The sequence below is a fragment of the Ruegeria sp. CDSA079 genome (assembly GCF_059612245.1).
This window is the reverse complement of sequence record NZ_JBXWQF010000004.1, coordinates 235,714-249,034: the sequence shown is the minus strand read 5'-3', so window position 1 is coordinate 249,034 and position 13,321 is coordinate 235,714. Positions and strand designations below refer to the sequence as shown.

General features: G+C 58.3%; 14 protein-coding genes. 6 read left to right on the top strand and 8 right to left on the bottom strand.

Features of this window, described 5'->3' with window-relative positions; translation table 11 throughout:
* Positions 1-29 precede the first annotated feature (29 nt).
* Positions 30-863: a ferredoxin--NADP reductase gene (locus AC2FJZ_RS06305; RefSeq protein ID WP_496776580.1), complete on the top strand. Its 834-nt coding sequence runs from the start codon at positions 30-32 to the stop codon at positions 861-863.
* A gap of 115 nt (positions 864-978) precedes the next feature.
* Positions 979-1,569: a translation initiation factor IF-3 gene (infC, locus tag AC2FJZ_RS06300; RefSeq protein ID WP_496776605.1), complete on the top strand. Its 591-nt coding sequence runs from the start codon at positions 979-981 to the stop codon at positions 1,567-1,569.
* 68 nt (positions 1,570-1,637) lie between these two features.
* Here infC and AC2FJZ_RS06295 read toward each other — a convergent pair whose 3' ends face one another.
* Positions 1,638-2,954 (bottom strand): aspartate aminotransferase family protein, encoded by a 1,317-nt coding sequence (locus AC2FJZ_RS06295; protein ID WP_496776577.1) that lies wholly within the window; start codon positions 2,952-2,954, stop codon positions 1,638-1,640.
* Positions 2,951-3,727: a beta-keto acid cleavage family enzyme gene (locus AC2FJZ_RS06290; RefSeq protein ID WP_496776574.1), complete on the bottom strand. Its 777-nt coding sequence runs from the start codon at positions 3,725-3,727 to the stop codon at positions 2,951-2,953. Before AC2FJZ_RS06290 ends, AC2FJZ_RS06295 begins: the two co-directional genes overlap by 4 nt.
* Before the next feature lie 84 nt (positions 3,728-3,811).
* Between AC2FJZ_RS06290 and AC2FJZ_RS06285 the strand changes: the two genes are divergently transcribed.
* Positions 3,812-4,711 carry a MurR/RpiR family transcriptional regulator gene (locus tag AC2FJZ_RS06285; protein ID WP_496776572.1) on the top strand — a complete coding sequence of 300 codons (900 nt, stop codon included), beginning with the start codon at positions 3,812-3,814 and terminating at the stop codon, positions 4,709-4,711.
* 32 nt (positions 4,712-4,743) lie between these two features.
* Here the strand turns inward: AC2FJZ_RS06285 and AC2FJZ_RS06280 are convergent, their stop codons facing one another.
* Positions 4,744-5,745, bottom strand: a complete 1,002-nt coding sequence (locus tag AC2FJZ_RS06280) for a molybdopterin-binding protein (protein WP_496776571.1) — start codon at positions 5,743-5,745, stop codon at positions 4,744-4,746.
* Complete coding sequence (locus AC2FJZ_RS06275; protein WP_496672998.1) at positions 5,742-6,710, bottom strand: XdhC family protein; 969 nt, start codon at positions 6,708-6,710, stop codon at positions 5,742-5,744. Before AC2FJZ_RS06275 ends, AC2FJZ_RS06280 begins: the two co-directional genes overlap by 4 nt.
* Positions 6,711-6,940: 230 nt before the next feature.
* Here AC2FJZ_RS06275 and AC2FJZ_RS06270 point away from each other — a divergent pair, with 230 nt between their 5' ends.
* Complete coding sequence (locus tag AC2FJZ_RS06270; RefSeq protein ID WP_050603522.1) at positions 6,941-7,441, top strand: hypothetical protein; 501 nt, start codon at positions 6,941-6,943, stop codon at positions 7,439-7,441.
* A 4-nt stretch (positions 7,442-7,445) separates the two neighbouring features.
* Here the strand turns inward: AC2FJZ_RS06270 and AC2FJZ_RS06265 are convergent, their stop codons facing one another.
* Both AC2FJZ_RS06265 and AC2FJZ_RS06260 read right to left on the bottom strand, forming a co-directional pair.
* Positions 7,446-8,705 (bottom strand): vWA domain-containing protein, encoded by a 1,260-nt coding sequence (locus AC2FJZ_RS06265; protein WP_496776603.1) that lies wholly within the window; start codon positions 8,703-8,705, stop codon positions 7,446-7,448.
* Between the two features lie 58 nt (positions 8,706-8,763).
* The gene (locus tag AC2FJZ_RS06260) at positions 8,764-9,672 is read right to left on the bottom strand and encodes an AAA family ATPase (protein ID WP_496776569.1); all 909 of its coding nucleotides are present in this window, start codon (positions 9,670-9,672) and stop codon (positions 8,764-8,766) included.
* Positions 9,673-9,833: 161 nt separating this feature from the next.
* On the opposite strand from AC2FJZ_RS06260, the gene pyrC reads away from it, so the two are divergent.
* Positions 9,834-10,871, top strand: a complete 1,038-nt coding sequence (gene pyrC, locus AC2FJZ_RS06255) for a dihydroorotase (protein WP_496776568.1) — start codon at positions 9,834-9,836, stop codon at positions 10,869-10,871.
* Here pyrC and AC2FJZ_RS06250 read toward each other — a convergent pair.
* Positions 10,868-12,160, bottom strand: coding sequence for an MmgE/PrpD family protein (locus AC2FJZ_RS06250; RefSeq protein ID WP_496776567.1), 1,293 nt, complete (start codon positions 12,158-12,160; stop codon positions 10,868-10,870). The genes pyrC and AC2FJZ_RS06250 overlap by 4 nt on opposite strands.
* A gap of 37 nt (positions 12,161-12,197) precedes the next feature.
* Positions 12,198-12,644, bottom strand: coding sequence for a type II toxin-antitoxin system RatA family toxin (locus AC2FJZ_RS06245; protein WP_050603671.1), 447 nt, complete (start codon positions 12,642-12,644; stop codon positions 12,198-12,200).
* A 72-nt stretch (positions 12,645-12,716) separates the two neighbouring features.
* On the opposite strand from AC2FJZ_RS06245, the gene hpt reads away from it, so the two are divergent.
* Positions 12,717-13,259, top strand: coding sequence for a hypoxanthine phosphoribosyltransferase (gene hpt, locus AC2FJZ_RS06240; RefSeq protein WP_496776565.1), 543 nt, complete (start codon positions 12,717-12,719; stop codon positions 13,257-13,259).
* Positions 13,260-13,321: the final 62 nt, after the last annotated feature.

Below are 13,321 nucleotides of genomic sequence, written 5' to 3'. Positions count from 1 at the left end.
TGTCGGTTTAGCTGATCGGCAGTGAAACGATGACAGAGATGAAATCCGTGAGTGAAGCAACCGCCGTCAAGGCCCCCGTTCTGCCAGATGCCCAGACCGTCACCGAGGTGAAGCACTGGACCGACAGCCTGTTCTCTTTCAAGGTGTCACGCCCTGCCTCGCTGCGATTCCGCTCGGGTGAGTTCGTGATGATCGGCCTGCTGGGTGACAACGGCAAGCCCTTGTTGCGTGCCTATTCGATCGCGTCGCCGTCTTGGGACGAAGAGTTGGAGTTCTATTCGATCAAGGTGCAGGACGGCCCGCTGACCTCGAAACTGCAACACATCAAACCGAGCGACCAGATCATTTTGCGCCCCAAACCTGTTGGCACGCTGGTTCATGACGCCCTGCTGCCAGGCAAGCGCCTTTGGTTCTTTGCCACCGGCACCGGTTTCGCGCCTTTTGCCTCGCTGCTGCGTGAACCGCAGACGTACGAGGATTATGACGAGATCATCATCACCCATACCTGCCGCGAAGTGGCGGAACTGGAATATGGCCGTCAGCTGATCGACAGTATCCGTCAGGACGAGTTGCTGGCCGAGCTGATCGGTGAAGGCTTCGCTGAAAAAATCCGCTATTACCCGACAACCACCCGGGAAGAGAGCCCCAAGATGGGCCGCATCACCACCCTGCTTCAGGATGGCACCGTGTTTGCTGATTTGGGCATTGAAGGCGGCATCAAACCCGAGACCGACCGCGCGATGGTCTGCGGATCGCTGGCGTTCAACCTGGATATCAAGGAAATCCTTGAAGGGTTCGGCCTGCGCGAAGGGGCGAACTCCGATCCCAAGGAATTCGTGATCGAAAAGGCCTTTGTCGGTTAACACCTCTTTGCGTTCGGGGCTTTCATGCTCCGAACGCGAAAAACGCCCGATAAAACAAGTTTTTTCGCAGGAACCTGTATTTATGCCGCTTGAAGTGCGGCGCAGCCCGGTTTAAATTCCGGGCTCGAAATTCTGCAATCATCAAAGGAATGAACCCATAGCTCGCAGACCTCACAACGCGCCGCCTCAACGTGACACCGGCCCGCGCGTCAATGATAAGATCCGTGCCCCCGAAATTCGCCTGATTGGCGCCGAAGGTGAAAATGTCGGGGTGGTTCATCCCGCCAAAGCCATGCAAATGGCCGCAGATGCCGGTCTTGATCTGGTTGAGATTTCGCCCAATGCGAACCCGCCGGTCTGCAAGATCATGGACTTCGGCAAGTACAAATACGAACAACAAAAGCGCGAAAGCGAAGCCCGCAAAAAGCAAAAAGTCATCGAGGTGAAAGAGGTCAAGTTCCGACCCAACACCGACACGCATGACTATGACGTGAAAATGCGTAATGTGTTCAAGTTTCTGGAGAACGGCGACAAGGTCAAGGTTACCCTTCGCTTCCGTGGCCGCGAAATGGCGCACCAGAACTTGGGCCGCGAATTGCTGGAGCGTGTTGCCGAGGACATCAAAGACCTTGGTAAGATCGAAAACATGCCTAAGATGGAAGGCCGTCAGATGATCATGATGATCGGCCCGCTTCCACAGAAATAAGCCAAACAAGGGCTGCAATATCTCAGGCTCTCGCTGGAATGGCGAGAGCCTTTTCGTTTCTGCAGCCGTTAGATGACGGCGTTCAACGCACGTTCCAGTTTGCCGACAAGCTCGTCAATCTGCGCGTCTTCGATAATAAAGGGCGGTGCCAACAGGATGTGATCCCCGTTGCGGCCATCCCGCGTGCCTGCCATGGGATAACAGATCAAGCCTTCGGCCATCGCAGCCTTTTTCACCTTGCCGGCGATGCCCATGGACGGATCGAACGGTGCTTTGGTGCCCCGATCCGACACCAGCTCGATCCCCAGGAACAAGCCACGCCCGCGCAGATCGCCTACATTCGGGTGCTGTCCAAACGCAGCCTCCAGGGCCGATTGCACTTTGTTTCCCATGACCCCGGCGCGGGCTGGCAAATCCCGATCCGTCAGCTCACGGACGACCGCGAGCGCCGCAGCCGTGGCAACCGGATGGCCGATGTAGGTGTGCCCATGTTGAAAAAACCCTGACCCATCCCGAATTGCATCATAGATAGCGCCGGTGCAAAGCATAGCTCCGATCGGTTGATATCCGGCCCCCAACCCTTTGGCAATGCACAGAATATCCGGCGCAATACCGTCATGATTGCAAGCAAACAGGTGGCCGGTGCGCCCCATACCGCACATCACCTCATCCAGGATCAATAGCACCCCATATTGATCGCAGATTTCCCGGATACGATTGAAGTAACCCTCAACCGCAGGAACTGCGCCAAGAGTTGCGCCAACAACTGGCTCTGCCATGAAAGCCATAACCGTGTCCGGTCCCAGACGCAGGATTTCGGCCTCAAGCTCGTTGGCAACGCGTTGACCATAGTCAAAGCTGCTCTCGCCTTCGGGTTTTTCGGCGTATTCATAACAGGCCGATATATGGGTCATCTCGATCAGCATCGGCGCAAATTGAGCCCGTCTCCAGGCGTTGCCCCCGGCGGACAAAGCGCCCAGCGTGTTGCCGTGATAGCTTTGTTTGCGCGCGATGACATGCCGCCGCTCAGGCTGACCTATTTCAAGAAAGTACTGACGCGCCAGTTTGATTGCCGCCTCGGTTGCCTCGGATCCACCCGATACAAAATAAACGCGATCCAAATCGCCGGGCGCGTGCTGGATCAACAGATCCGCCAGCGCTTCGGCCGGTTCAGACGTCATGAAGCCGCTATGGGCGAATGCGATCTGTTCGACCTGCTCTTGCACGGCGCGGATCACTGCGGCGTTGGAATGTCCCAGGCAAGACACGGCCGCGTCACCGCAGTCCAGGTACCGCTTGCCTTGCGCGTCGATCAGATAACAGCCATCCCCACCTGCCGCGACGGGCAGATTTGATTTGGTGTGGCGCGGGAATACGTGACTCATGTCTTGGCCTTTCCAAGCAATTCAACCAAAGCCGCGACCGAGGCCGCATTATCCGCCCAAGGCGTGCCATCCGGCCCCGTCAGGCTGTTTTCAAATCCGACCCGCACATCGCCCCCGCGCCGCGCAGCTTCGGCCAGACAGGCGTGTTCCTGTGTGCCGAACGCGCAGATCATCCAGCGGTTTGGACAATCCGGGAAGGCACCCAGATCTGCCGGTACCGATTGCTGACCTTCGCTATAGCGTCCCAGAACCAGCAATCGGTCTGTCTGATTTGCCTGCACAATGCCATCCCGCTGCCATTGGTCCAACAGCCACGCGTCTTCTGCATCGTACAGAATATGCTGCACCTGCGTCCCCTGATCGGCGCAGAGAGCATAGACCCGAGGCGCTAGATCCGGGTCGCGCGCAATCTCTCGTATCGAAATCGACGCCCAGTCCGGTTGCACCTGCTCCAAGCAGGCAAGCTGCGCAGGAACGTCGAATACCCCCGCCGCTTCGGTTGTGATTTGAACATCCAGCCCTGGCGCGACACGATGCAACTCGGCCACCGTTTCGCGATACGATCCGGCGTCCAGAGAATGCTGACCATTCGCGTCCCGTACGTGAACATGAACCCCGTGCGCACCTGCACGTTGGCAGGCCCGCGCGGTTTCGACGATTTCGTCCATCGTAACCGGAATGGCAGGATGATCCGCTGCCGTCCGCCGCGCGCCATTTGGCGCGATCAGGATATAGGGGGTGTTTTTGTCTTCAGCGGAGTTGGCTGTCATCATGCGTTCCTCTTCCTGAGTTGCAGCTAGACCTCGCATCATTCGTTTTCAATTTACGCAGTAGAAAACATATGTTTTATTTTGCGCATGACCCCTACCCTCACGGCACTTACAGATCAACTAAGGCGCGAGATCGATCAGATGCCCGCGCAAATGCAGGTCGCGGCTAAGTATATCGTTGACCATCCCGGTGACTTTGGACTGAACCCGATCCGCGAAACCGCCGACAAGATCGGCATCAGTTCAAACGTGTTGGTCCGGCTTGCGCAACGCATGGGCTTTGACAGCTTCGATGCGTTTCGCCAACCGTTTCGCCGCGCTCTGACGACAGACAGTGAAGACCGGCTGGGGCAAAGCTGGTTGGAGAATCCGGCGGGGCAAGACCCGTTCCATCTGGCACAGGCCAAGTTCGCTCAGAACGAGACAAACGTCGTTTCGCGATCCCTGCGCTTGATGGATCCGCATCTGACACAACAAGCCATCGGGTACATGGTTTCCGCGCGGCGCTGTTACGTGACCGCGACACGGTCCAGCCACGCGCTGGCCTATTACTTTCACTATGCAGGCCGCATGGCGCATCCCGGGTTGCAGCTGGTGCCCCGTCACATGGGGTCAGCCATTGACGATTTGGTCGAAGCCATGGCTGAGGATTGCCTGTTTGCCATCACCGTCCATCCCTATTCGGCCGATACGATCCAATCGATGCGCTTCGCCCGCGACCGGTCCATGCGCATCGTGCTGTTGTCGGATAGCGAGGTGATCGCGCCGGGGGTCGAACCGGACGTGGTCCTGCCTGTCAGCACCCGCACGTTGCACCCATTCTCAAGCTTTTCCGGCGCGATGGCAGTTCTGGAATGTCTACTAGGGCATCTGTTTGAGGCCAGCGGCAAGGAGGCCCGGACACGTGTGGAACAGTACCAAAAAGCGCGGGAGGACACGGGGGCATATTGGCAGCCCGGGGTTTTACCAAAGCTGAGGAAACCCTGAAACCGCGATGCGGTTCGCGCACGAACAGGGTGTCAGTTTTTGCGTTTGGCACGTGGCTGCGGCCTGGTCGGGATTTCCTTGAGCAGCCCACCAACACCCATCGCCGCAATGTCAGCTCCATTTGTCTCAATTCCACACGCAACACGGGACAGAACCCAATCGGCGCCGTTCAACGCCGGAGAGCGCGCGCAGCCCGGCAATCCAATGACCGGGCGATCCTGCAAGGCCCCCAAAAACAGCAGGTTTCCCGGATCCACTGGCATCCCAAAGCGATCCACCTGCCCGCCGGCCAAACGCACAGCCGAGGGCGCCACATCTTCAGTGTCCGACGTCGCCGATCCTGTCAGGATCATCAGCACATCACCATCGCTTTGCGAGACCGCTTCGGCCAGAGCGTCGACCCGGTGCGGGACGGTCCGCACATCACAAAGCTCCATATCCAGCAACTCGACCCGACCGCGAATAGCGGCAATCCCCTTCTCGTTCGACGGACCACCCTGAATGTCCGTTACGATCAGCCCGGCTGTTTGGTGAACCGGACGCGCCAGACGGATTGCGCGCTGGGCCAATGTGGCAGCACGTCGAACATCGTCTTCTGGCACGGCGTAAGAGATGACCTTGATGGTCGCCACCATACCGCCTGGTCCCATCTGCTGATGCTGCGGTACCGTGGCCACTGTGATCATCGGATTGACTTCGTTGAACCGCTCAAGCGCCGCGACATCCAGCACGGCCACCCCCGGTCCGTCCGCCAAAAGGTTGACCCGACCGGTAAACGCCTCGGTCACGCGCAGGTTGGCCGCGGCGGCATCAGGCGCAAGAGCTGCCGCCAAGGCACGCGCGGCCTCGTCTTCGTGGCAATCACCAGGTTCCAGACGCGCGACGATCACTTCGCTCAGCCCGGATTGCGCCAGCTGCGCGATATGCTCGGACTGTAATGCCAAACCTTTGCGCAGCTTACGCCCACCTGCTGTCACCGAATGCGCCAGGATGGCCCCTTCTGCCTGAGAAACGGGAACCGGCCCAAACCTCATGCTTTGCCCCGAAGAACCGCTGTCATCTCAGCCAGAATGGCGACAGCGATTTCCGAGGGCCCGGCAGCACCAATATCCAGACCGACGGGGCCGTGAATTCTGGAGATCTGCGACTCGGTGAAACCTGCGGCTTTCATGCGATCAACGCGCTTAGCATGGGTGCGTGTCGACCCCAGAGCGCCAATATAGAAGACACCTGCGTCAAGTGCCGCTTGCAGCGCCGGGTCGTCCAGCTTGGGATCATGGGTCAGCAAGACGATAGCGGTCCGCGCATCCAGCCCCAGCCTGGCGACCGCTTCATCCGGCCAATCGGTCAGGATCGTTTCCCCCGGAAAGCGTGCGCTGGATGCAAATGCATCGCGTGGATCAATGATCGCCGGATCATAGCCCGCAATGCGCGCCATGGGCACAAGGGCCTGTGCGATATGGACGGCCCCCACAACGATCAACCGCAAAGGCGGATTGTGAACGGCCACAAAGGTCTCGCCGTCCTCTTCAAAACCCGACCGGTCCATACGCAACCGATCGGCATAGGCGTTGCGACGCAAGGCCCTGTGTCCGGTATTTGTGTTTACCTCGTACGCCACGGGCGCGCGCGTGGCGCGGGCCGCGACCAGTTCTGCCAGCATGCGCTCGGGCAGGACCTTCCCAATGGGTTCGACCAGAACACGGATCGTTCCGCCGCAGGCCAGCCCCACGGCAAAGGCATCATCATCGCTGACGCCAAATTCCAACAGCCGGGCTTCGCCTTCGTCCAAGGCTTCAAGTGCTTCTACGATCACCGCGCCTTCCACGCAGCCACCGGAAACCGATCCTTCGATCCTCCCGTCGCCACCGATCACCAGTTGCGACCCAACGCGCCGAGGCGCGCTGCCCCAGGTTTCGACAACCGTCGCCAGGGCCGCGCCCCGCCCGCTGCGGTGCCAGTCCAAAGCCGTTTCCGGGCTGTTGTCGAATCGCTCCATCAGACCCTCCAAATGTTGTCCGTTTCCAACATAAGCAGGATTGCCGGGATGAAAAGCGCGGCTGCCTTGCCAAAACGTCTATATTTGGCCCCTTTTGATGCCACGAACACCTTCGCCGCATTCAATAAATCATAGCATTGATTGTTAGCGATCAGAGCTTTAGCCTGCGCCCACAACCGGTAGTTTGACCGGAATGCATATCCAGAAATTCGTAGATCGGAGACAAGCAGTTGAAACTTTTTCTTACACTGGGTGCAGCGGTTGGCATGTTGGCCTCGACCGCAGCGTGGGCTGATACGTTCGAACGCTATGGTGAGGTTGAAGGTTGGAAAGTCTTTATCGACAATGAGAAGAAATCCTGCCTGATCGAAGCTGTGGACGATGCGGAAAACGTCGTTCAGATGGGTCTGACCGAAGACCGCGGTGTTGGCTATGTCGGTGTGTTCACCAAAGCTGACACCGATATCAAACGGGGCGAAACGCAAGAAGTCGCTATCCTGATTGGGGACAATATTTATCTGGGTGAAGCCACCGGTATGAAGGGCAACATCACAAAGGGCTATTCAGGCGGGTATGTCCTGTCGGACGATCCCCAATTTGCGGATGACCTCGCCAAGAAAAAGGTGATGATCGTGTTCCCCGAGACAGCGTATGCGTTCACAGTCGACCTGACCGGCACGTACAAGGCCATGGAAATGGCACGCAAGTGCAACGCTGAGCAGCTTTCGTAAGCGTTTAACCGGAAAGCGCGGCCATCAGCCGGGCTTTCTGCCCCTGGTCGTCGGGGTGTGAGATCACGGCGGCCAAATCTTCGAGCGATGCAATCGAATGCCCTGCCCGGAAACTGTCGACATGCGGCAGCATAGCAGCCACCCCTTGCGCTTTAGGAGCGAACCCATCCCAACGCAAAAGCGGATTCAGCCAGATCAGGCGTCTTGAAGACAGGTGCAAGCGCTCAATCTCTTTCTGTAGGGTCTCCGGGTCGCCTCGTTCCAGTCCGTCGGTGATCAGCAGAACAACCGCCCCTTGCCCCATGACGCGGCGAGACCAGTCGCGGTTGAACTGGTGCAAGCAGTCCCCGATGCGCGTGCCCCCTTCCCAGTCCTGCGCCTCGGCTCCGGCAGCGGCAAGTGCTGCATCCACATCCCGTTGATGCAGGTGGCGGGTGATGTTGGTCAGTCGCGTGCCAAAGGTGAAAGCATGAACCTTGGCCCAACCCGCACCCTTGGCGTTGGACACCGTGTGCAGGAAATGCAAGATGATCCGGCTGTACTGGCTCATCGATCCAGAAATATCACACAGCGCGATAAGATTGGGCCAGCGCGGCTTGGGCTGAAGCTTGGCGATGTCACGCAGCTCGCCGCCTTGTCGCATCGCTGCACGCAATGTGCGGGCGCGGTCGATACGGTGCCCCAGATGGCTGGCCTGCCCCCGGCGCGACTCGATGGGTTTGACCGGCAGGGTCATTCGCGCCAAAACACGTTTGGCTTGCGCGATTTCAGCCGTGCTCATCTGTTCGAAATCCAGATTGCGCAGACGTTCCTCTGATGATGCCGTCTGAGTGGCGTCAATCTCGATTTCGGATTCACCTTCATCTTGCGCGGCTGGTTCAGGCACTTCTTGTTCGACACCGTCCAACAGCGCCTCGGCGGCGCGTTTTTCACCAGCATCGGCCTTGCGCTCTTCCTGAACGCCACGAATGGCGGGCAGCATCATGGCCATCATATGTTCCATGTATCGCGGATCGCGCCAGTACATTCGGAATACTTGCGCAAATACCGTGCGGTGTTCCGGGCGGTTCACGAAACAGGCGTGCAGTGTCCAGTAAAAATCTCGTTTCTCGGTAAACCCTGCCGCCTGTACCGCGCGGATCGCATCAATCACGCGCCCTGGGCCGATTGGCAGCCCCGCCTTTCTGAGCGCACGGGCAAAATGGGTGATATTCTGCGCCAGCTTGGGGTTATCCGGGATATCCAGTGGCAGTTGCTCGGCCATCAGCAACCATGGGGGCGCTGCCCCCATACCCCCGAAGTATTTAGGAAAAGATGAAGCATCAGGCTGGTTCGAGGGTGGCTTTGGCCTCGTCGAGAATGCGTTTTGCCTCGGACCCCTGCAGTTTCTGGATGTCGTCCTGGTACTTCAGGATTGCCCCCAGCGTGTCGCCGATCACCTCTGGGCTCAGGTTCATCACATCCAGCGCCAGCAAACACTTGGCCCAGTCAATGGTTTCGGCCACTCCGGGCTTCTTGAACAGATCCTCGGTGCGTAAACGTTGAACAAAAGCCACCACTTCACGGCTGAGAGCATCGGCTGCTTCTGGTGCACGGGCGTGCAGGATTTCAATCTCGCGCTCGAAATCCGGGTAGTCGACCCAATGATAAAGGCAGCGGCGTTTGAGGGCGTCATGCACCTCGCGCGTGCGGTTTGACGTAACGATAACAACGGGCGGCTCAGGTGCTTTGATCGTACCCAATTCCGGGATAGTAACCTGAAAATCGCTGAGAGCTTCAAGCAGGAAGGCTTCAAAAGGTTCATCGGTCCGGTCCAGTTCATCGATTAGCAGAACCGGTGCGCCGTGTTCGTCGGGCCGCATGGCTTGCAGCAACGGGCGTTCAATCAAGTATTCGTCCGAGAACAGTTCAGACTGCAATGCGCCCCGATCTGCCCCACCCGACGCCTCAGCCGTTCGGATTGCAACCATCTGCGCTGGAAAATTCCATTCGTAGACGGCCGATGACGCATCGAGACCTTCATAACATTGCAGTCGGATCAGGCGACGATTCAGGCCGGAGGCCAGGGCTTTGGCGATCTCGGTTTTCCCAACACCGGCTTCGCCTTCCAGAAACAGCGGTCGGCCCAGTTTCAGCGCCAAAAACACAACAGTCGCAAGGGCGCGTCCGCAGACATAGCCCTGGGTTCCCAACATCTGCTGCACGGCATCGATTGAATTTGGTTGCGTCATGGAACCCTCTCTACTTAGCGGACAAACAGGTCACGCGCGGGCCTGTGCGTCAAGACCTCGCGCCAAGTCAGAGCTACGACGTTCGGGTTGGTTGACAAGTTTTTTCACCACGAGGCTCGGTCGTGGTTGGTCTTTGCCAGCGGCTATGCTAGCGGAAAGCCATGACCGATACCCTTACGATCCGCCGCCCCGACGACTGGCATCTGCACCTGCGCGATGGCGCCATGCTGCAGGCCGTCCTGCCCGACACCGCGCGTCATTTTGGCCGCGCGATCATAATGCCCAATCTGGTGCCTCCGGTTGTGACCGGCGCAGACGCCGCCGCCTATCGGGACCGCATTATGACGGCGTTGCCCGAAGGGATGACGTTTGAACCGCTGATGACCCTCTATCTGACCGAGGATACGGACCCAGACGATCTGGCCGCCGCCCATGCGAGCGGACTGGTCAAGGCGGTCAAACTTTACCCTGCCGGGGCCACGACCAATTCGCATTCCGGCGTAAGGAACTTCGACAATGTTCGACCCGTGCTTGAGAGAATGGCCGAGATCGGCCTGCCCCTGTGCGTGCATGGCGAAGTGACTGATGCCGAGATCGACATCTTTGACCGCGAGGCCGTGTTCATCGACCGCGTTCTGGACCCAATCCGCAGGACCACTCCGGGCCTGCGTGTCGTGATGGAACATATCACCACCCGCGACGGTGTTCAGTATGTCAAAGCCAATGAGGCTGACTTGGGCGCGACGATCACTGCGCATCACCTGATCATCAACCGCAACCACATTCTGGTCGGCGGGATCAAACCGCATTACTACTGCCTGCCTGTTGCCAAACGCGAAGAGCATCGGCTGGAGTTGTTGAAAGCCGCAACCTCGGGCGATCCGCGTTATTTCCTTGGCACCGACAGCGCACCGCATACGGATGACAACAAGGAAATGGCCTGTGGCTGCGCAGGTTGCTTCACGGCGACCAACACCATGTCCCTGGTGGCCGAAATGTTCGATCGTGAAGACGCTTTGGACAAACTGGAAGGCTTCGTTTCGCTGAACGGGCCTGCGTTTTATCGCCTGCCCGTGAACGAAGACAGCATCACGCTGACCAAGGGCGCGCCGGTCGAATACCCCGACAAGATCGAAACTGACGACGGGCCCGTAACCGTGTTTGATCCCGGTTTTCCGCTGCACTGGCGCGTGGTTTAACCCGCCAGTTTGGCAGCCAGATCGCGGGCGCGGCCTCCGGTGCGTAGCATTGACCAGATCGCGTCCGCCTCTTCCGCTCCGATCAGCTTGGCCGCTTTGACGCGCACGCGGTCCTCTCGGTCCGGCAGCGACATCGGGGTCAACAGATCATGCGTTGCCTCGCGGCGGATACCGTCACGGCGCAGCAAAGCCAGCTGAGCCTGCGTCTCTGACAAACTATCATCTGCTTCGACTGTGATACGGTCGCGTAAGGACTTTATGCGGGGGTCGGCGCAGACCTTGTCCGTATAGCTTCCCGGCAAGGCGGTATCATATCCCAAAGCCTGCATCGCGATGACTGTACGATATGAGAACTTGGCCCCCAACCCGGTTTCAGGTGTAAGCTGATTGCACACACTCATCCAGCGGGGGTGGGTCTTGATCTTGATTTCGGCCACTTCGGGTTCTGCGATATCCAGTTGCCGCGCCGCCTCGAGCGCGGCATGCAAACCATGGCAACAGGCGTGGAACTTGTGGCTGACACTTTCAAACAGCCATTCATCATTCAAACCATCTAGTGCGCTTGGATCCGATGTGCCGTGATGGGTCGCACCAAAGCCAAAAGGACCTTCCAGCGCGTCGGCGTTGGCCTGAAACCCGCGCTGTACCAGCAAGGCTGTTTCGACCCCGGCGGCGGCTGCTAGACCCGCGTTATAAGGCTTGCCCATCGTCCCAAACTGGGCTTTCAGCCCGGCTGTCCGAGTTGCCGTCAGACCCAGAACAGACCGCATCTTGTTCGTATCGAAGCCCAGCAACCGCCCTGCGGCGACAGCGGCCCCAAATGCACCCGATGTGGCTGTCTGATGAAACCCGACCTGGTAGTGCCCCCGACCCAACCACAATCCAACGCGGATCGAGATTTCCATCCCGACCAGTGCGGCTTCGAGCAAATCAACCAGTATGCGGTCATCCCACTCAGACACGGCAAGGGCAGCAGGCAGGATGGCAACTGACGGATGCCCAATATGTGCGAAATGCGTGTCGTCATAATCCAGCGCATGAGACACGGCGCCATTCACCAGCGCCGCTCCGCGCAATGGCGCCGCTCCACCGCCAAAAAGATGGGCCTGTACATTGCCGCCGTCCTCCAGAACCATCTCACGGATGATGGATGAGACAGGTTCGTTTGCGCCTGCACGACCGACCGCGATCCAGTCCAGAACAGACAGAGACGTGACAATCCGCGCCTGAGATGTCGTTGAAATCGGGCCGACTGCAAACGCGGCCAATGATGCTGTAAAATCCGTCATGGGCGCAGTCTAGCGTGCGCCGTAGTCGCGTAAAGACCTAGCCGTAGAGTTCTTGGGCCCGTGCCTCGAACGCGCGTACGATCCGCTGCATGGCTTCGTTGAACACGACGCCGATGATCCCCTGCAGGATCGCATTCTTGAACTCGAAATCCACATGGAACGAGATATTGCAGCCTCCATCCGGCGCGTCATCGAACTGCCAGTCGGATTTCATGTATTTGAACGGGCCATCCAGATATTCGGTATCGATCTTCTTCTGATCCGCGAACAGAGTCACCCGGCTGCCAAATCGTTCGCGGAACACTTTGAACGAGATCACCAGATCGGCCTCCATCACCTCGGCCTCACCTGCCACAAAGGTCTTGCGGATACGGGCCGCGGCGCACCAGGGCAGAAACTGGGGATAATTGGCCACGTCGGCAACCAGATCATACATTTGCTGGGCGGTGTATGGCAGGTGGCGGGTTTCCGAATGGATAGGCATGGCGTCCGGTATTTGCAGGTGACAATGGCGCGTCATGTCGTATGTTGCGCGCCAAAGATCAAGGGGGCTGCGATGACTGACCGCGCATATGTGATAGATGAGATGATCTCGGCCAAGGCCATCGCCGCCCGAATCGAGGAGTTGTGCCGCGAGATCACGGCGGAATTCGGTGGCACCGACAAGCTGGTGGTCGTTGGTCTGCTGCGCGGCAGCTTTGTGTTCATCGCAGATCTGGTACGCGAACTGGATCTTCCCATTGAAGTGGATTTCCTTGAAGCATCTTCGTACGGGGATGCGATGGAGAGCAGTCGAGAAGTACGTATTCTCAAAGACTTGCGCGGCGCTATTGAAGGGCGAGACGTGTTGGTTGTGGAAGATATTGTTGACACCGGCCACACGCTGAATCACGTCACCAAGCTGCTGCAAAGTCGCAAACCCGAGCGCCTGAAATCCATTGCACTGCTCGACAAACCCAGCCGTCGCGAGGTGGATTTCCGGTCAGACTGGATCGGATTCGAAATCCCGGACGAGTTTGTTGTGGGGTACGGCATCGACTACGCACAGCGAAACCGTAATTTGCCTTTTATTGGTAAGGTTCGATTTACTGGGAATTAGATGTGACTTCCCAGTACTACCTGGCCCCTAAAATTCAAATACAAGAATATTTATAGACAAAC